The sequence below is a fragment of the Streptacidiphilus melanogenes genome (assembly GCF_000787835.1).
Classification (GTDB): Bacteria; Actinomycetota; Actinomycetes; order Streptomycetales; family Streptomycetaceae; genus Streptacidiphilus; species Streptacidiphilus melanogenes.
In genome coordinates this window covers 404642-423391 of sequence record NZ_BBPP01000001.1, presented here as the reverse complement: position 1 = coordinate 423391, position 18750 = coordinate 404642, and the positions used below count along the sequence as shown (strand labels likewise).

Sequence of the window (18750 nt, the reverse complement as noted above, 5' to 3'; positions counted from 1 at the left end):
ATGACGGATGCCAGGACGGCGTGGGTCGAGGTCGGCGACCGGGTCTTCCAGCGCCGCTACGACCCGTACGACGTGACCGTGACCGTCGTCGCGGGCACGGACGGCCTCATGGTCGTCGACACCCGCTGCAGCCTCGCGGAGGCGCGCGAGCTGCGCGAGCAGCTGCGGCAGATCTCGTCCGCGCCGGTGCGCTGGGTGGTCAACACCCACGACCACTTCGACCACGTGTGGGGCAACGCGGAGTTCGCCGCGCCCCGGCAGGTTCCTCCGGCGCGGTTCTTCGGCAGCGCCCAGATGGTCGCTGCGATGCGCGGCGCGGACGACGACCCGGACATGATGAGGCTCAGGAAGGCCCTCGCGGCGGAGAGCGAGGAGTGGCGGGCGAAGCTCGCCGAGCTGGAGGAGCACGTCCCGGAGAACGTCGTCCGAGACGGCCACGACCTGGATCTGGGTGACGGCCGGGTGGTCCGGATGCGCCGGCTCGGCCGCGGCCACACGGACGGCGATCTGGTGCTCCACGTGCCCGACGCGGACGTGCTGCTGATGGGCGATCTGCTGGAGGAGAGCGGCGACCCGGCCTTCGGCCCCGACTCGTTCCCCCTCGACTGGGCCGCCACCCTCGACGCGGCGCTCGCCCTGGCGGGCCCCGGCACCCGCTTCGTTCCCGGTCACGGCGCGACCACGGACACCTCCTTCGTCGCGGCCCAGCGCGACGCACTCGCCGCTGTCGCGGACACGTGCCGGTCGCTCCACGCCGCCGGCGTCCCGCTGGACGAAGCCCTGAAGACCGGGGACTGGCCCTACGACCGCGAGCACCTGCGGCACGCGATCAAGCGCGCCTACCTGCATCTCTCCGCCTAGCGGGCATCTCACTCCAGGGGCGCGGGCTCTCCCGCGCCCCCGCCTTCCCTCCAGTTGGTTGCGTTTAGCAAGCAATGGGGATATGGTTGCCCTGAGCAATCAACTGGACGCTGCCGCCGTCGGCGGATCCGAGAGGGAAGAAGAACACCGTGGGCAAGCACTCGGTACGCAGCCACACCGCCGCGCCAGGCGAGCCGATGAGTCACCGGCAGATCATGGAGGCACTGACCGGCCTGCTGCTGGGCCTGTTCGTCGCGATCCTGTCGTCGACGATCGTGTCGAACGCCCTGCCGACGATCATCGCCGACCTGCACGCAAGCCAGACCGCCTACACCTGGGTGATCACCGCGACGCTGCTCGCGATGACCGTCTCCACGCCGATCTGGGGCAAGCTCGCCGACCTGATGAGCAAGAAGCTGCTCATCCAGATCGGCCTGGTCATCTACGTCGTCGGCTCCTGCATCGCCGGGCTCTCCCAGAACGCGGGCATGCTGATCGCCGCCCGCGCGGTGCAGGGCATCGGAGCCGGCGCGCTGACCGCGCTGACGCAGACCATCCTGGCGATCATGGTCCCGCCGCGCGAGCGCGGCCGGTACTCCGGCTACATGGGCGGCGTCTTCGCCCTCGGCACCATCGGCGGCCCGCTGGTCGGCGGCGCGATCGTGGACACCTCCTGGCTCGGCTGGCGCTGGTGCTTCTACGTCGGCGTGCCGTTCGCCGTCGCCGCCCTGGTCGTGCTGCAGAAAACGCTGCACCTGCCGGTGACCAGGCGTCAGGTGAAGGTCGACTGGCTGGGCGCCGGCCTGGTCACCGCCGCCGTCTCGCTGCTGCTGGTCTGGGTCTCCTTCGCGGGGGACAAGTACGCCTGGGTCTCCTGGCAGACCGGAGCCATGGTCGGCGGCGCCGTCGTCCTCGGCGCGGTGTTCCTGCTCGCGGAGCGGCGGGCGAGCGAGCCGATCGTCCCGCTGCACCTGTTCCGCAGCCGCACGATCGCACTGGCCGTCACCGCCTCGCTGCTGATCGGCGTGGCGATGTACACCGGCACCACCTTCCTCAGCCAGTTCTTCCAGCTGGCCCGCGACGACTCGCCGACCATGGCGGGCATCATGACGCTGCCGATGATCCTCGGCCTGGCCGTCGTCTCGATGGTCTCCGGCCGCATCATCACCCGCACCGGCCGCTGGAAGGCGATCCTGGTCCTGGGCGGCGTGCTCACCGTCGCGGGCGTGGCGCTGCTCGGCAGCGCCCGCGCGGACAGCGACTACTGGCTGCTCGCGCTGTACATGTTCCTGGTCGGCTCCGGCCTCGGCATGACGATGCAGAACCTGGTGCTGTCCGTGCAGAACCAGGTCCGCCCGCAGGAGCTGGGCGCAGCCAGCGCCGTCGTGGCCTTCATGCGGACCCTCGGCGGCGCGGTCGGCGTCTCCGCGCTCGGCTCGCTGATGTCCACCAAGGTCACCCGCTACACCGAGGACGGCCTGGCACGGCTCGGCATCCACGCCGCCGCGGGCGACGGCGGCGTCCCGAAGCTCTCCGCCCTCCCGGTCCCGGTCCGGGGCGTCGTCGAGGACTCCTTCGGCCACGGCATCGGCGACGTCTTCCTCTACGCCGCGCCCTTCGCTGCGCTGGCGACGCTGGCGATCGTCTTCATCAAGGAGGTCCCGCTGCGCACCTCGACCGCGGCGCCGGTGGCGTCCAACACCCCCGCCACGGCGGAGAATACTGTCAGCGCGACGAACTGAGCGGCGCGAAAGCCCAAACAGGCGGCACGGAAGCGGCACGGAAGGCGGGCGGCACGGTGAGCAAGGCCATCGAGGAGATCGAGCAGGAGCTCGGCGTGCTGTTCCGCCGCGGACGCGCCCTCTCCCACGAGCTCGCCGAGGCCGTCCACCCCGGCCTGGAGCCCGGCCACTACGCCTTCCTCGCCCGCCTGGAGGAGACCGGCCCGAGCCGCCCCAGCGAGCTGGCGGCGTACTTCCACATCGGCAAGGCCACGGCGGGCCGCCAGCTCACCTGCCTGGAGAGCCTCGGTCTGGTCGCCCGTCGCCCCGACCCCGAGGACGGCCGCGCCCACCTGCTGGAACTCACCCCCGAGGGCCTCACCCGGGTCCTCGCCGCGCGCACACAGCGCCGCGACACCCTCCACGGCCGGCTGTCGACCTGGGAGGAGCAGGACCTGGCGACGCTGGCGCGGTTGCTGGCGCGCTTCAACGCGGAATTCAGCTGAGGAGAGCCCTCCCGGCGGGCGAGAATCCGTCACATGACCTCATCCGTACGCCATGTGACGATCGACAGCCTCGATCCCTACGCCCTCGCGTCCTTCTGGTCCCAGGTGCTGGACCTCCTGCTCGCCGATGACGACCACCCCGGCGACGAGATGGCCCTCATCGAGGGAGCCGGGCTCCTCTTCGTCACCGTCCCGGAGGCGAAGTCCGGCAAGAACCGGGTCCACCTCGACCTCCAGCCGCGGGACCGCTCCCGCGACGAGGAGGTCACCCGCGTCGTCGGCCTCGGCGCGACCCTGGTGGACGACCGCCGCAATCCCGACGGCACGGGCTGGGTCGTCCTTTCGGACCCGGAGGGCAACGAGTTCTGCGTCGAACGCAGCGCCGCGGAACGAAGCCTCTAGGCGACTTCCTGCCCATCAGGAGCAGCAGCGACATCGGAGGGCATCGTCGTGACCGTGAGCTCCTGAGGGAGCCGCGACTACAGGTCGATCAGCACCTTGCCCACCGCGCCGGACTGGACCGCGTCGTGGGCGTCGGCCGTCCGCGGCAGCGGGTAGTGGTGCCAGGGGAGGCCCGCCTGCTCGCCGCCGCGGAGCGCGCCTGCCGCCACCGCGTCGCTGATCGCGGCGACCGCCGCGAGCTTCGCCGCGTCGGGGATGGTGTAGACGAGGATGCCCAGCCACCGCAGGTTGCGGAACATCGAGTCGCGGACCGGGATCGTCACCTCCGGGCCGCTGCCGTCCGCGTAGAAGGCCACCGTGCCGTTGGGGGCCAGCACGGCGAGGTCCAGGGCGACGTTGGCCGTGGGGGCGACTTCCACAACGAGGTCGACCCCCTCGGGTGCCAGAGCACGGATCGCGGAGGCGGCGTCCTGCGCGCGGTAGTCGACGACGTGGTGCGCGCCCGCGGCCTCCGCGAGCTTCGCCTTCTCCGGGCCGCTGACGGTGGTCAGCACCGTCGCGCCCGCCCAACGCGCCAGCTGGATCGCGGCGTTGCCGACGGCGCCCGCGCCGCCGGCCACCAGGACGGTCCGGTCGGCCAGCACGCCGGGGGCGAGGCGCACGGGCCCGCCCTCGGCGAGGGTGAGGGCGCGGTGCGCGGTCATCGCGGGGATGCCGAGGCCGGCGCCGAGCTCCAGCGAGGCGTGCGCCGGGAGCGGAACGGCCTGACGGGCCGGCAGGACGACGTACTCCTGGGCCGTGCCGTCCGTGCGCTGCCACGCGGCCTCCCAGATCCACACCCGTTCCCCGACGCGCGCGGCGTCCACCCCGGGGCCGACGGCGTCGACGACGCCCGAGCCGTCCTGGTTCGGCACCTGCGGCGCGCCCGCACCCGGCTGCGCGTTCGTACGGGACTTCCAGTCGGTCGGGTTGACCCCCGAGAAAGCCACCTTCACCCGCACCTCGCCCGGCCCGGGCTCGGGAACGGGACGGTCGGTCAGGGACAGGACGTCGGAACCACCGCTGCGCTCGTACACGATTGCCTTCATGGTCGAGCGAACCGGCGGCGCGCGGGGGTTGTTCCCCGATGCGCCCGACACGCCGAAGCACTGGTTCATTCGAATTAATTGTATGACCGGAACGCTACAAGCCGCATACGGACGGTGATAATCCCCGCCGAGACAGTCGCGGTGTGTCCCCCTGTACCCGGGCACGACGCCCGAGGTCCGCACCCGACGCCCGGAGGTGCCGGATGCCCCGCATGCCGCACAGAACCCCTCGGACGGCCGCCGCGTCGCTCGGCGCGGCCTTCCTACTCGCCTGCGGCTCGCTGCTCGCCCTCGCCCCGGCCGCCCTGGCGGCCCAGGCCGATCCCCCGGTGCCCGACGCGACCGACTCACCCGCCGCGCAGCCCAGCGAAGGCGGAGGCGGCAGCGGGGGTTGGACCGGCGGCGGGAGCGGAGGCGAGAGCGGTGGTGGCAGCGGGGGCGGAGGCTGGAGCGGCGGGGGCGGCTCCGACCACCCGACCAGCGGCGCGAACGGCGCGGACATCTCGATCAGCCCGGAGGAGGTCGCCCCCGGCGGGACGGTCGGGCTGGTGGTCAACTGCAGCGCCAGGTCCTTCGGCACGCCGAGCCCGACCCTGGTCTCCTCGATGGCCTTCGTCACGTCCGTGCGGCTGCACCCGATGCCCGGTCAGCCGGGCCTCTTCTCCGGGTCGGCCACGATCAGCCAGGACGTCAAGCCCGGCGAGTACAGCGTCTCCGGAGCCTGCCAGGAGCGGAACACCTCGCGGTCGACCTTCCGCGGGACCATCGAGGTCCACGGACGCCAGGACGACCACCATCCGCACGGGCCGGTGCACACCGGCGTCGGCGGCAGCATCGACCCGGGCAGCACCACGCAGGTGGCCATCGGCCTGGGGCTGGCCGGAGCGGCGGGCGGTGCGCTCCTCCTCGGCCGCCGGCGCGGCGGCGCGGCCTGATCCCCACGCCGGAAGGAGCGGTGGATGGGCGGTAGCACCCGGCTGGCCGCCAAGGCCGTGCTGGTCCTCGGTCTGGTGATCGCCGGCCGGGGCCTCGGCGGCGGTCCGCCGCAGCCCGACGCGAGCGCCGCAGGCACCAACGGCGTGTACTGGTACGCGGATCAGGACCGTCCCGCTCCCCCGCTGCCCGCCGCACTGCCGTTGCGCGTCCGCATCCCCTCCATCGGCGTCGACGCGCCGCTCACGGCCCTCTCCCTGGACCGCGCGGGGCACCTCGTGCCGCCGCCGGAGTCACGCAGGAACCTGGCCGGCTGGTACGCGGACGGCACCGTGCCCGGCGCGGCCGGGCCCGCGATCATCGCGGGCCACGTCGACAACGGCCGTGGCCCCGCGGTCTTCTACGGCCTCGGCTCGCTCGCGCAGGGCGACACGGTCGACGTGGTCCGCGCCGACCGGCGCACGGCGGTGTTCCTGGTCGACAGCGTGCAGGTCTTCGCGAAGGACAAGTTCCCGGACAAGGAGGTCTACGGGGCCACGTCCATCGCCGCGCTGCGGCTGATCACCTGCGGCGGCGGATACCAGGCCGGGAAGGGCTACCTGGGCAATGTCGTGGTCTTCGCGCACCTGGTGAGCCGTCCGCCGGGCTGACGCCGCACGACGCCGAGGTCCCCACGACGCCGACGCCCGCACGTTGCTGACGTCCGCACGTGGCCGACGCCCCCGCACGGGACCCACGCCCGCGCCGGACACGGAGCAGGGCGACCGCCCGGGGTCATATCCCGGACGGCCGCCCTGTGGTCCTACGTCGCTCAACTCTGGACGTAGACCGCCACGGTCCTCGCGGGGACGGTGAAGGTGCCCGTGGCGGGGTCGAAGGACGCGGTCTTCACGACCGGGTCGCTGCCCTGGGCCTGGATCGGGTCCAGCGTCTGGCCGGTGCCGACCAGGTTGGTCAGGGTCTGCTGCTGGGTGCTCGGGGTCGCGTTGAAGACGACCGTGACGGACTTGTAGGTGTGCAGGCCGGCGCCGTCCAGGTGCAGGGTGATCACGCCGGGGGTCTCCCCGGCGGTGCCCGACAGCGGGAAGCTCATCCGCTGCTGGACCTCGGCCGCCGTGGCGAGCGAGAACAGCGGGGTGGACGCCTTGATCTTCAGGAACTGCTGGTACAGCGCCGAGGCGTCCTGCTGGGCCGAGCAGCCCGCGACCAGCGACGCGTCGCCCAGCAGCGGCTTGGCCCAGGGCCAGAAGGCGGAGTTGGAGCCGGCCGCGGGCAGGCCCCGGCCGAAGCCGTTGCCGCCGGCGCACTGCCACTGGATCGCGTTGAACCAGTCGCCGCTGTCGTAGGAGTTGGCGTCGAGCGACTTGCTGCGCAGCAGGTCCGAGCCCGCCACGGAGAAGCCGGGGCCCTGGGAGAGCTCCGTGGTCGCCAGCGCCAGAGCTTGCATCCTGACCCGGTCGGCCATGGGGGTGCCGACCGGGAGCTTGTAGGCGAGCGCGTCGTACAGGTCCAGGTTGTCGTGCGCGTCGACGTAGGTGATCGCCTCACCGGGCGCGGCCGTGTATCCGGCCGGGGCGCCGTTGTAGTCGATCTCCGAGCCGGTGACGTTCTTCCCGGCGCTGTCGGTGAAGGAGTACGACGCCAGGTTGCCGGTGAGACCGACCTTGATCTGGTCCATCTCGTTGAGCAGGCGCGCCTTCTGGTCCGCCGTGCTGCCGTTGACCGCGTCCCCGTTGGGGTCGGTGTAGAGGCCGGAGGCGAAGCCCTGGATGTGCGGGTTGCTGTCGAAGGGGCCGCCGCCGCGCACGGCGTCGCGGAGCCGGTCGTTGAAGGTGGCGATGCCGGTGCCGGCCATGTTCGCCTGGGTTGCCTGCACGAAGCGGGCGTCATTGGCCACGACGCCGAAGTTCCAGCCCTCGCCGTAGAGGAACTCGGGCCGGCCGGTGGTCGCCAGGCCCGCCTTGACGTCGAGCATGGTGGACTTCGGGTCGAGGCCCATCAGGTCGAAGCGGAAGCCGTCGACGTGGTACTCGGTCGCCCAGAGCTTGGTGGAGTCGACCACCAGGCGGTTCATCAGGGCGTGTTCGGGAGCGGTGTCCGCGCAGCAGGAGTCGGTCGTCACGGCGCCGTCGGCGGAGAGCCGCTGGTAGTAGCCGGGGACGATCTGGTCCAGCACGCTGGCGTCGGCCTCGCCGGAGGCGGCGGTGTGGTTGTAGACCACGTCCATGACCACCCGCAGGCCGATCTTGTGCAGGGCGGCGACCATCTCACGGAACTGCGTGATGCGCGCGGAGCCGTTCGGGTCGGTGCTGTAGGAGCCCTCGGGGACGTCGTAGTGCAGCGGGTCGTAGCCCCAGTTGTAGGCGTCGGTGGCGGCCTGCTTGCCGATGCAGGACTGCTGCTGGTCGGAGTCGGCCGCGAGCGAGGCCAGGTCGCAGGCGGGGGTGGTCTGTTCGCTCGTGGCCTCGGGCACCGAGGCGAAGTCGAACGACGGCAGGATGTGCACCGTCGTCAGCCCCTGCTTGGCGAGCTGCGCCAGGTGCTTCATGCCGGCCGAGGTCAGGTCGGTGAAGGCCAGGTAGGTGCCGCGCTCGCTCGCCGGGACGGTGGAGTCGGCGACGGAGAAGTCGCGGACGTGCAGTTCCTGGATCTCCTGCTGCCCGGCGCTGACCGCCTTCGGCGAGCGGTCCTGCTGCCAGCCCTGCGGTGCGAGCGAGGCGGCGTCCAGGTCGACGATCTGGCTGCGCTTGGAGTCGGTGGAGAGGGAGACCGAGTACGGGTCGGTGACGTGGTTGGTCACGACCTTCTGCACGCTGGGCGCCCAGACCGTGACCCGGTAGAGGTAGTACTTCCCGGTCCAGGACTTGGACCCCTTGACCGTCCAGACGCCGCTGGCGTTCTGACGCTGCATCGGGACCACGTGCGGGGTCGTGGCCGTCGCCGAGTCGTACAGCTCCAGGCTGACCTGCTGCGCGGTCGGGGCCCACACGGACAGCGACGGCGTGCCGTCCTTGCCGTAGACCGGGCCGAGCGGCGCCTTCGCGGCCGCCGCGCCGTAGATCGCGTCGAGCGCGCCTGGGATCTGCACACCCGTTGCGGCGAGCAGCGCGCCGTTGGCCTCGCGCTCGGTCATCAGCAGCTGCGAGCGCAGGGCGAGCGGGATCCGCTTCACGTCGCGCGGGTCGACGGTGAAGGCGGCGTAGCCCTTCAGCTCGGGGTGCTTGACGAGTTGGGCCGCCGTCAGGCCGCTGCTGACGGGCAGCAGGCGAAGCCAGTAGCCGGGGTCGGTGGTGTCGCCGTCCTTGAGGGCGACGGCGCCGGTGGGCGAGTAGACCAGTTCGGCGGAGGAGCCGGCCGGGACGTTCTGGCCGAAGCCCCAGTTGGCGGGCACCGCGACCGTCGTGCCGTCGACGAACTGCGCCTTGGACTTGGTCAGGTCCAGGTCCGCCGAGGAGGCGTCGGACTCGGGCAACAGGTATCCGGGCGTGGCGCTGAGGATCCAGACCTCGCGACCGTTCTGGCTGAAGACCAGCGACTGGTCGTCGGGCAGGTCCTTGGTGTCGCCGTTGTGGAGGATGTAGCTGAGCGAGGTGGCGCCGGAGGCCAGCGGCACGGTGAAGACGTCGCCGAACGCGTCGGTGCCGGAGGGCTGGAGCGGCGAGCCCCAGTCGGTCGGGTCGGCCGCGCCGGTCCACACGTGCATGCCCCAGCCGGCGTAGTTCCCGTCGGCGCGGTGGTAGTGCACGATCACCTGGCCCGCCGGGACGGTGTCACTCGCGCCCGGGTCGCTGGTGTAGGTGGTCGTGTCGCCTGAGTTCACCCAGACCTCGCCGGTCCGCGAGATGTCGATCGACCGGTCGTCGGGGGTGTCCTTGGTGCCATTGTTCTCGATGATGAAGCCGACGTTGCTCGCACCCTGCTTCAGCTTGACGTAGGCGAAGGCGCCGAAGGCGTCGCGGCCGACGAAGGGGTGCCCGTCGGGCCAGGTGGTGCTCTCGCCGTCGGCGAGGTCGCCCCAGGCGTAGAGGTTCCAGCCGGAGTAGTTCCCGTCGGCACGGTGGTAGTGCACGACGGCGTAACCGCGCGACGCGGCCGTCGGCTTGGGCGTGGGCGGCACGGCGGCCACCAGGGTGCTGCCGGTCGCGTCGGCGGTGCGGCCCGCGTTGTCGACGACGACGGCCTTGTAGCGCACGGTCGTTCCGGCCGGGACCTGGCTGAGGTCCTGGGTGACGGCGTAGGGGGCGTGGTCGGCGGTGCCGAGCACCTTCCAGGCGCCGGTGCCGACGGAGGCGGCGAAGACGACCCGGTCGAAGCCGCCGCCGGTGGCGTCGGCCTTGACGGTGACGGTGCCGGAGGAGCCGTCAGCGGGGGCGGTCAGCGTCACGCCGGGCGCGGCGCCCGGCGCGCCGAGGCGCGCGTCCGCCTTGTAGACGACCGCGGACTCGGCCGGGACGGTCAGGCTCAGCTTGCTGTCAGCGCCGGTCACGGCGTGGGCTTGGCCGGCGCCGTAGATCGGGGTGAAGCCCGTGTTCGCGGAGTACGTCGGCACGCTCACGGTCTGGTCGGCGGCGGCGTTGTTGACCGCGACCAGGTACTCGACCTGCTGCTTGGCGTCGATGCGGGAGAAGGCGTAGACACCGGGGCCGTCGGCGGCGTAGCGCTCGACCTGGGCGCCGTTCTCCAGCGCCGGGTTGGCCTTGCGCAGCGCGGCGAGCTGGGCGATGGCCTGGTAGATCGGCACGTCCGTGCCGTAGCGGTCGGCCGACCCGCTGGGGCCGCCGATGACGGCGTCGCTGTTGTACTCGGCGGTCTTGGAGGCGAACATGTCCTGCCGCGCCGACTTGTCGCCGCCGAGGCCGGTGAAGCCCTGCTCGTCGCCGTAGTAGACGACCGGCTGTCCCCGGGTCAGGAAGAGCAGCTGCTGGGCCAGCAGGTCCTTCTTCAGCAGCTCGGCGTCGCTCGCGCTCGGGTTGTCCGTCTTGAGGAAGTAGCCGATGCGGCCCATGTCGTGGTTGCCGAGGAAGGTCGGCTGCTCGTACGCGTCGGTGGTCGCGGAGGCGTACTTGTAGTCGTCCGCGTAGAGCTGGGACAGCAGCTGGGCCGAGCCGCCCTGGGAGGCGTAGTCACGGGCGGCGTTCTGGAAGGGGAAGCCGAGGGCGGCGTCGAGCTTGCCCTGGGTGACGTACGAGGAGTTGACGCTGGTGTCGGTGTCGTAGACCTCGCCGAACATGAAGAACTTCTTGTTGCCCTGCTGCGCGGCGTACTGCTCCAGCGCCGGGGCCCACTGCTGCCAGAAGGCCATGTTGACGTTCTTGACGGTGTCGATCCGGAAGCCGTCGACGTCGTCCTGCTTGACCCAGTTCTCGTAGATCTTCTCCATGCCGCCGACCACCCGCGGATCCTGGGTGTCGAGGTCGTCGAGCCCGGAGAAGTCGCCCTCGGTGGCGTTCTCGCCGACGAAGGTGGAGTTGCCCCGGTTGTGGTAGAGCGTCACGTCGTTGAGCCAGGAGGGCTGCTTGACGGCTCCGTCGCCCGGGTTGTCGAAGACGGGCGTGTAGGGGAAGGAGTCCTTGGTGAGCTTGGGGTAGTTCGTCGTGCCGTTCGCCGCGTTGGCGTTCGCGATGGCGGTGGTGTCGACCGGGCGGCCGTTCGCGTCGAGCGTGGGGTAGGCGCCGGTGGAGCGGTAGTCGTAGGTCTTCTCGGCGTAGTCGACCACGTCGGCGGTGTGGTTGGTGATGACGTCGAAGAAGACCTTCATGCCCATCGCGTGGGCTTTCTGAATCAGCTCCTTGAGCTGCGCGTTGGTGCCGAAGTGCGGGTCGACCTGGGTGAAGTCGGTGATCCAGTAGCCGTGGTAGCCGGCCGAGGCGTTGCTGCCGGTGCCCTGGACGGGCTTGTTCTTGAAGATCGGCGCCATCCAGATGGCCGTGGTGCCGAGCTTCTTGATGTAGGACAGCTTCTGGATCATCCCGGCGAGGTCGCCGCCGTGGTAGAAGCCGGAGTCGGTGGGGTCGTAGCCGTTGTCCAGGCGGGTGCCGGTGATGCCGCCGGTGTCGTTGGACGCGTCGCCGTTTGCGAAGCGGTCCGGCAGCAGGAAGTAGAACTGCTCCTTGTCCAGGCCGTGCCGGTCCGGGGTGGCGGCCAGGGCGGCGTCGGAGGGGGCAGCCGGGAGCGCGGCCGTACGCGAGGCGTCGTCAGCCGCGGGCGCCTGCGCGGGCGCGGCGACGGCCGCCGGGCCCGCCGCCACCGCGGGCGTGAGCAACGCGGCGGTGACGAGCAGGCTCTTCCATCGTGATCGCTCGGGTCTGATGGCCACGCGTGTCCCTCCTGGGGCGGCTCGTCGGTGAGGCGAGCCAGAACTTACTGGCGACCGCAAACGGCCGCAAGATGTTTCAGCAAGATGCTGAAAATGTTTCCACAGATGTCTTGACGCTCAGGAAACGAAGGGCGCACAGTCTCTCGTCGGCACCATCTCCGCACCACCACCCCCACCCAACTCCCCAACGGAGACGCAGATGCCGAGAGAATCCGGCCGATTGCGCGCCCTGCTGGCCTCGGGCGCACTGCTCGCCGCCGGCACGCTCGTGCCGCTGACGCTGACCACCGGCACCGCCCACGCCAGCGCGCCCGACGGCAGCGACGTGATCGCCAACCTGTTCATGTGGAACTGGCCCTCGGTGGCCTCGGAGTGCAGAGACGTCCTCGGCCCCAAGGGCTACGGCGCGGTCCAGGTGGCCCCGCCCCAGGACTCGATCCGCCTGTCCGGCTCCCACCCCTGGTGGGAGATCTACCAGCCGGTCGGCTACGACCTGAACAGCCGCATGGGAACCGAGGCGCAGTTCCAGTCGATGGTGACGGCCTGTCACAGTGCGGGCGTCAAGGTCTACGTGGACGCGGTCATCAACCACATGTCCGGCACCGACCAGACCAGCACCGACTCCTACGGCGGCGACAGCTTCAACGTGTCCTCCCGCAGCTACGGCCAAGTGCCATACACCTCCGCCGACTTCCACACCTCGCCCGCCAACTGCCCGAACGCCGACCTGTCGATCCAGGACTGGAACAGCCAGACCCAGGTCCAGGAGTGCGACCTGGAGAACCTGGCCGATCTGTACACCGAGACCGACGACGTCCGTTCGAAGATCGCCGGATATCTCAACAAGCTGATCGGCTACGGCGTCGACGGCTTCCGCGTCGACTCGGCCAAGCACATCAACCAGGCCGACATGGCGAACATCGAGTCGCGGCTGACCAACACGCAGTGGGGCCAACGGCCTTACGTGCTCCAGGAGGTCTACCCCGGCAGCAGCGGCAACCTCGCCCCCTCCGCCTTCGAGGGCAACGGCAGCGTCATCGGCTTCGACTACGCCGACAACCTGAAGAACCAGTTCACCGGCAGCATCGCCAATCTGAAGACCTTCGGCCAGTCCTGGGGCCTGGAGCCGAGCGCCTCCGACGGCGCGATGGTGGCCAACCACGACACCGAGCGCAACGGCAGCACGCTCAGCTACAAGAACGGCGCCACTTTCACCCTGGCCAACGAGTTCATGCTGGCCTGGGGCTACGGCGTGCAGCCGTCGGTCTACTCGGGCTTCGACTGGAACAGCACCGACGACTCGCCGCCCGCCGACGGAAACGGCTACGTCACCGCCACCGACTGCTCGAACGGGTGGTACTGCACCGACCGGATCCAGGGCGTCGCGAACATGGTCGACTGGCACAACGCGGCCCAGGGCGCCGCGGTGGCCAACTGGTACGACGACGGCTCCAACCTGATCGCCTTCTCGCGCGGCGCCAAGGCGTGGATCACGATCAACAACGAGAACGCCACCCAGACCCGGACCTTCCAGACCGGTCTGCCCGCCGGCACCTACTGCGACGTGATCCACGGGAACTACACCGCCTCGACCGGCGCGTGCTCCGGCCCGACGGTCGCCGTGGACGCGAACGGCGACGCGACGGTCTCGGTCGCCGCCAAGGACGCGGTCGCGCTCTACGCGCTCACGACGTCGACGTCCACGCCGACTCCGACGCCCACTCCGACGGTGAGCGCGTCGCCGACGGTGTCGGCCTCCCCGTCCGCGAGCGCCACCTCGACACCCACCCCGCCGACCGGGACCGTGGCGGAGACCTTCACCGTCAGCGGCGCGCCGGGCAGCGCTCCGATGTACCTGGTGGGCTCCGTCAGCGGCCTGGGCAGCTGGGCGCCCGCCTCGGCGCTGCCGATGACGCAGTCCGGCTCGACCTGGACCGTCACCGCGGACCTCCCGCAGTCCACGGCGATCCAGTACAAGTACATCGAGAAGGACTCCTCGGGGAACGTCACCTGGGAGCCCGGGTCCAACCACACGGCCACCACCGGCTCAGGCACCGCCGCCGCCCTGACGGACAGCTACAACGGCTCGGTCGCGGCCGTCAGTGAGACCTTCGACGCGAACGCGACCACCTGGTACGGCCAGAACGTCTATGTGGTCGGCTCGCTGCCCGCCCTGGGCGACTGGAACACCGCGAACGCCGTGCCGCTCTCCTCGGCCGCGTACCCGGTCTGGTCCGCCGCGGTCTCCCTGCCGGCCGACACCGCGTTCCAGTACAAGTACGTCAAGAAGGACCCCGACGGCACGATCGAGTGGGAGTCGAGCGCCAACCGCAGCGCGACCACGGGTACCACCGGCGCCACGCTCAGCGATGCCTGGAACACTCCGGCGACCAGCCCCGTCGGCGTGACCTTCGACGAGACGAAGTCGACCGTCACCGGCCAGAACGTCTACGTCGTCGGCAGCATCGGCGCGCTCGGGTTCTGGGACCCGACCAAGGCCGTCAAGCTCTCCTCGACGAATTACCCCGTTTGGTCTACAACCCTCAGCATCTCCCCGAATACGAACTTCCAGTACAAGTACATCGTGATCGACCCGGCCGGGAACGTCACCTGGGAGTCCGGCGCCAACCGGACCTGTACGACCGGTTCCTCCGGCGCCGTCACCCTCGACGACAGCTGGAAATAACGCACCGTGACCGGACCGGGTGCCGCCGCCCCAGCGGGCGGCGGCACCCGGTATTTGGTCCACTAAGACCTGAGGGGTATTTCGGGCGACGAATCCCCGACCAGAGGGTGATCAGGAGACCCCGGGCCGCATGGCAGACTACTCACCCATGGGGAAGGCAACAGGAGCACGCACCAGCAACAGGAGGCCCATGGGCAGCCTGGTCTGGTCGGTGCGCGGCCACTTCCGTTCACCGGGCCGCCCCCGCCTGTGGATCGAGCTGCTGCTGATCGCCGTGAGCTACTGGATCTACTCCATGGTGCGCAACGCGGTCCCCGAGATGGAGGCCCGCGCGCAGCGGAATGCTCACGACATCTGGGCACTCGAACAAACGCTGCACATCGATGTGGAGCGTTCCATCAACCATGGCCTCGACTCCGTCACATGGTTGATCACCGGCCTGGACTACGACTACGCGACCCTCCACTTCATCGTCACCATCGCGGTTCTGGTGTGGTTGTTCCGCGCCCATTCCGGGCGCTATGCGGCAGCCCGCCTCTCACTTTTCGTGACGACCGGCTTCGCGTTGTTCGGCTACTACTTCTATCCGCTCGCCCCACCCCGCCTGATGACCGACGGCGGATTCATCGACACCGTCGAGAAGCACCACACCTGGGGCTCCATGGCCTCCGGCGACATGGCCCACGTCTCGAACCAGTTCGCCGCCATGCCGTCCATGCACATCGGCTGGTCGCTCTGGTGCGGCGTCACCGTCTTCTTCCTGGCGAAGCGCACCTGGGTGCGGGCGCTGGGCGTCATCTACCCGCTGACGACGCTGATCGTCATCGTAGGGACGGCGAACCACTTCTTCATGGACGCGATCGCCGGCGCGTGCTGCACGTTCATCGGCCTCGCGACCTCCCGCCTGGTCTACCGCAGGTGGCCCTACAGCTTCCCGAAGGCCGCCCCCGCGGCACTCCCCCTCCCGGAATCCGAGCCGGAGCCCGTCGGCGCAACGCGGTAGCACCTCCAGGGGCGCGCGCGACAAGCCACCCACCCACGTAGCGCACCGAACGAGCGGGGCCATCCGCACGCCGGTGGTTGCGCGCGCAGCTCCTCGCGCCCCTGATGCAACGGATCCCGGAGCGAACGGCTACTCGCCGTAGACGATGTGCTCCATGACCTCGCGCGCGCGCCGAGCGGTCCTGCGGTAGTCGTCGACCATCTCGCCCGCATGGCCCTCGCCGTAGCCGAGGTAGCGGGCGACGCCCGCGAGCTCCCGCGGCTCCGCGGGGAAGCTGTCGCCCGCGCGGCCGCGCACCAGCATGACCGCGTTGCGCACGCGCGTCGCCTGCACCCATGCGGAGCCCAGCGCCTCCGCCGCCTCCGTGTCCAGCAGGTTCGCCTCGACCGCCGCGCGCAGCGCCCGCAGCGTGCGGGTCGTGCGGAGCCCGGGGACGGTGTGGCCGTGCTGCAACTGCAGCAGCTGCACCGTCCACTCGACGTCGGCGAGCCCGCCGCGTCCCAGCTTGGTGTGGGTGGTCGGATCCGCGCCGCGCGGCATGCGCTCGGCCTCCACCCGCGCCTTGATCCTGCGGATCTCCCGCCGCTCGTCGGCGTCCAGCCCCTTCGCGGGGTACCGCAGCGGGTCGATCAGGGCGACGAACTCCTGCCCGAGCCCGATGTCTCCGGCGACCGGCTTGGCCCGCAGCAGGGCCTGGCTCTCCCAGGTGTGCGACCACCGTCGGTAGTAGGCCGCGTAGGAGGCGATGGAACGCACCAGCGGACCCTGGCGGCCCTCCGGCCGCAGATCCGCGTCGATCTGCAGCGGGGGCTCCGTCGAGGGCAGCTGGAGCAACCGGCGGAGCTCCTCGAAGACCTGACGGGCGGAGTTGCTCGCCTTGGTCTCGTCGGCGTCCGGCAGGGGGTCGTGGACGAACATCACGTCCGCGTCCGAGCCGTAGCCGAGCTCGTCGCCGCCGAAGCGGCCCATCGCGATCACGGCGAGACGCGTCGGGAGTGGCTCCCCCGCGGCCGCCTCCGCCGCGGCGACGCAGGCCGCGAGCGCGCCGGCGAGCGTGGCCCGGTTGAGGCCGGTCAGGGCCAACCCGGCCGCCTCGACGGACTCGGCCGGGGTGTCCCCCAGACGGCCCAGCACGTCGGCCGCTGAGGTGCGGAAGAGCTCCCGACGGCGTACCGAGCGCGCCGCCGCGACCGCGGAGGCCGCGTCGTCGGCGCGGCCGACCGCGGAGGCGACCTCGCGGTCCAGCATCTGCGGGGAGCGCGGGTCCAGGCCGTCGGCGTCGCCGAGCAGCGCGACCGCCTCGGGGGCGCGCAGCAGCAGGTCGGGGGCGAGGCGACCGGAGGAGAGGATCCGGGCCAGGTTCTCCGCTGCGGCGCCCTCGTCGCGCAGCAGCCGCAGGTACCAGGGAGTGGAGCCGAGACTGTCGGAGACCTTGCGGAAGCCGAGGAGGCCCGCGTCGGGGTCGGCGGACTCCGCGAACCAGCCGAGCATCACCGGCAGCAGCGTCCGTTGCAGCGCGGCGCGGCGGCTGACGCCGGTGGCCAGCGCCTGGAGGTGCCGGAACGCGTCGGCGGGCGCACGGTAGCCGAGCGCGGCCAGGCGCGTCTGCGCGGCCTCCGCGCTGAGCGCGTTGCCGCCGAGGCGGGAGGTGAGGCCCACCTCGTCCAGGTCCAGGTGGGCGACCGCGTCCAGCAGCGGACGGTAGAAGAGCTTCTCGTGCAGACGCCGCACCTCGCGTCCGTGCCGCTTCCACTCCGCGAGCAGCTCGGCGACCGGGTCGGCGCGCAGCCCGAGCGAGCGGCCGAGGCGGCGCAGGTCCTGCTCTTCGGTCGGCACCAGGTGCGTGCGGCGCAGCTGGAACAGCTGGATGCGGTGCTCGAGCGTGCGCAGGAACCGGTAGGCGCTGTCGAGGGCGGCCGCGTCGGCACGGCCGACGTAGCCGCCGGCCGAGAGGTCGGCCAGGGCGGTCAGGGTGGTGGCGCTGCGCAGCGTCCCGTCGGTGCGGCCGTGAACGAGCTGCAGCAGCTGCACCGAGAACTCGACGTCGCGCAGCCCGCCGGGGCCGAGCTTGAGCTCGCGCTCGACCTCGCCGACCGGGATCGCCTCGACGACGCGGCGGCGCATCTGCTGAACGTCCTGGACGAAGTTCTCGCGCTGCGAGGCCTGCCAGACCATCGGGGTGACGGCGTCGAGGTACTCCCGCCCGAGCTCGGCGTCGCCCGCCACAGGGCGGGCCTTGAGCAGCGCCTGGAACTCCCACGTCTTGGCCCAGCGCTGGTAGTAGGCGAGGTGACTGGCCAGGGTGCGGACCAGCGGCCCGTTCTTGCCCTCCGGGCGCAGGTTCGCGTCGACCTGCCAGATCGTGCCCTCGCGGGTGCTGTCCGAGCAGAGCCGCATCATGCGCGAGGCAAGGCGGGTGGCGGCCTTGAGCGCCGCGTCCGGGTCGCCCGGCTCGTGGTCGGCCGACTCGCGGGGCTCGGCGACGAAGACGACGTCCACGTCGGAGACGTAGTTGAGCTCCCGGCCGCCGCACTTGCCCATCGCGATCACCGCGAGCCGGCAGGCGCGGGCGGCGTCGGGGTCCTCCTCGGCCGCGATGTCGAGGGCGGCCTGCAGCGTCGCCCCGGCGAGGTCGGCCAGCTCGGCGGCGGTCTGCCCGAGGTCGGCGGTGCCGGTCAGGTCGCGGGCGGCGACGCCGAGCAGCAGACGGCGGTAGCCGGTGCGGAGCGCGTCCGCGCGGGGGATGCCGGGCTGCTCCTCCCAGATGTGCTGGTAGAGCCGCCGGACGAACTCCTCCGGCCCGGGGTGGATGTCATGCAGCTCGAAGGTGACCAGCTCGTGCCAGTCGTGGGGGTGCCGCGCGAGGTGCTCCCCCAGCGCGGCACTCGCGCCGAGGACGCCGAGGAGGCGGTCCCGCAGCGGCTTGGCGGTGGTGAGGGTGTCCAGCAGCGCGTGCCGTTCGGCCTCGCCCGCGCAGGCCTCGACGAGCCCGGCGAGGCCCCTCAGCGCCTGGTCCGGATCGGCGGTGGCGGCGAGGGCGTCGAGCAGCACGGTGTCGGCGGCGTGCGTCGCCAGCGCCGGCTCGGCGAGCCGCGCGGCGGCGGCCTCGGGGTCCGTGAAGCCGCGCCGCACCAGCCTTCCGACCGGGCTGCTCCGCCGCGAACCGCCGCGCTCCGTCTCCAACGCCACTCGCCTCCGCGTCGCCGCAGTCCGCACTGTCGAGGATCTCCCGCA

10 protein-coding genes and 1 pseudogene are annotated in these 18750 nt (G+C 71.3%); 8 read left to right on the top strand and 3 right to left on the bottom strand.

The features are described 5' to 3' along the window. The 4 genes and pseudogenes from TR49_RS01855 to TR49_RS01840 all read left to right on the top strand — a co-directional run bounded on the left by TR49_RS01855 (position 1) and on the right by TR49_RS01840 (position 3490). On the top strand, positions 1 to 861 hold the full coding sequence (locus TR49_RS01855; protein ID WP_042376216.1) for an MBL fold metallo-hydrolase: 861 nt from the start codon (positions 1 to 3) through the stop codon (positions 859 to 861). Positions 862 to 1058: 197 nt separating this feature from the next. Next, positions 1059 to 2585, top strand: a pseudogene (locus tag TR49_RS01850) (MDR family MFS transporter); the annotation flags it as partial. Between the two features lie 74 nt (positions 2586 to 2659). After that, entirely contained in the window at positions 2660 to 3088 is a 429-nt protein-coding gene (locus tag TR49_RS01845; RefSeq protein WP_042376214.1) for a MarR family winged helix-turn-helix transcriptional regulator, read from the top strand. A gap of 33 nt (positions 3089 to 3121) precedes the next feature. After that, complete coding sequence (locus tag TR49_RS01840) at positions 3122 to 3490, top strand: VOC family protein (RefSeq protein WP_042376213.1); 369 nt, start codon at positions 3122 to 3124, stop codon at positions 3488 to 3490. Positions 3491 to 3567: 77 nt separating this feature from the next. On the opposite strand, the gene TR49_RS01835 is transcribed toward TR49_RS01840, so the two are convergent. Further along, positions 3568 to 4578, bottom strand: a complete 1011-nt coding sequence (locus tag TR49_RS01835) for an NADPH:quinone reductase (protein ID WP_042376211.1) — start codon at positions 4576 to 4578, stop codon at positions 3568 to 3570. A gap of 212 nt (positions 4579 to 4790) precedes the next feature. On the opposite strand from TR49_RS01835, the gene TR49_RS44800 reads away from it, so the two are divergent. Then, a complete protein-coding gene (locus tag TR49_RS44800) occupies positions 4791 to 5513 on the top strand; it encodes a hypothetical protein (protein WP_169789968.1) in 723 nt (240 codons plus the stop codon). Positions 5514 to 5537: 24 nt separating this feature from the next. Beyond that, a complete protein-coding gene (locus tag TR49_RS01825) occupies positions 5538 to 6161 on the top strand; it encodes a class F sortase (RefSeq protein ID WP_052433892.1) in 624 nt (207 codons plus the stop codon). A 161-nt stretch (positions 6162 to 6322) separates the two neighbouring features. Here the strand turns inward: TR49_RS01825 and pulA are convergent, their stop codons facing one another. Continuing rightward, on the bottom strand, positions 6323 to 11821 hold the full coding sequence (pulA, locus tag TR49_RS01820; protein WP_174501538.1) for a pullulanase-type alpha-1,6-glucosidase: 5499 nt from the start codon (positions 11819 to 11821) through the stop codon (positions 6323 to 6325). A 205-nt stretch (positions 11822 to 12026) separates the two neighbouring features. Between pulA and TR49_RS01815 the strand changes: the two genes are divergently transcribed. Then, complete coding sequence (locus TR49_RS01815; RefSeq protein ID WP_084724449.1) at positions 12027 to 14513, top strand: carbohydrate-binding module family 20 domain-containing protein; 2487 nt, start codon at positions 12027 to 12029, stop codon at positions 14511 to 14513. 190 nt (positions 14514 to 14703) lie between these two features. Then, on the top strand, positions 14704 to 15516 hold the full coding sequence (locus TR49_RS01810) for a phosphatase PAP2 family protein (protein WP_042376208.1): 813 nt from the start codon (positions 14704 to 14706) through the stop codon (positions 15514 to 15516). Between the two features lie 129 nt (positions 15517 to 15645). Here the strand turns inward: TR49_RS01810 and TR49_RS01805 are convergent, their stop codons facing one another. Further along, positions 15646 to 18705 (bottom strand): bifunctional [glutamine synthetase] adenylyltransferase/[glutamine synthetase]-adenylyl-L-tyrosine phosphorylase, encoded by a 3060-nt coding sequence (locus tag TR49_RS01805; protein ID WP_042376206.1) that lies wholly within the window; start codon positions 18703 to 18705, stop codon positions 15646 to 15648. Between the last annotated feature and the right edge of the window lie 45 nt (positions 18706 to 18750).

Excerpts from the sequence above, each read along its gene's own strand:
- TR49_RS01855 (WP_042376216.1), top strand. The coding sequence starts at position 1 with ATGACGGATGCCAGGACGGCGTGGGTCGAGGTCGGCGACCGGGTCTTC.
- TR49_RS01840 (WP_042376213.1), top strand. The coding sequence starts at position 3,122 with ATGACCTCATCCGTACGCCATGTGACGATCGACAGCCTCGATCCCTAC.
- TR49_RS01835 (WP_042376211.1), bottom strand. The coding sequence starts at position 4,578 with ATGAAGGCAATCGTGTACGAGCGCAGCGGTGGTTCCGACGTCCTGTCC.
- TR49_RS44800 (WP_169789968.1), top strand. The coding sequence starts at position 4,791 with ATGCCGCACAGAACCCCTCGGACGGCCGCCGCGTCGCTCGGCGCGGCC.
- TR49_RS01825 (WP_052433892.1), top strand. The coding sequence starts at position 5,538 with ATGGGCGGTAGCACCCGGCTGGCCGCCAAGGCCGTGCTGGTCCTCGGT.
- TR49_RS01815 (WP_084724449.1), top strand. The coding sequence starts at position 12,027 with ATGCCGAGAGAATCCGGCCGATTGCGCGCCCTGCTGGCCTCGGGCGCA.
- TR49_RS01810 (WP_042376208.1), top strand. The coding sequence starts at position 14,704 with ATGGGCAGCCTGGTCTGGTCGGTGCGCGGCCACTTCCGTTCACCGGGC.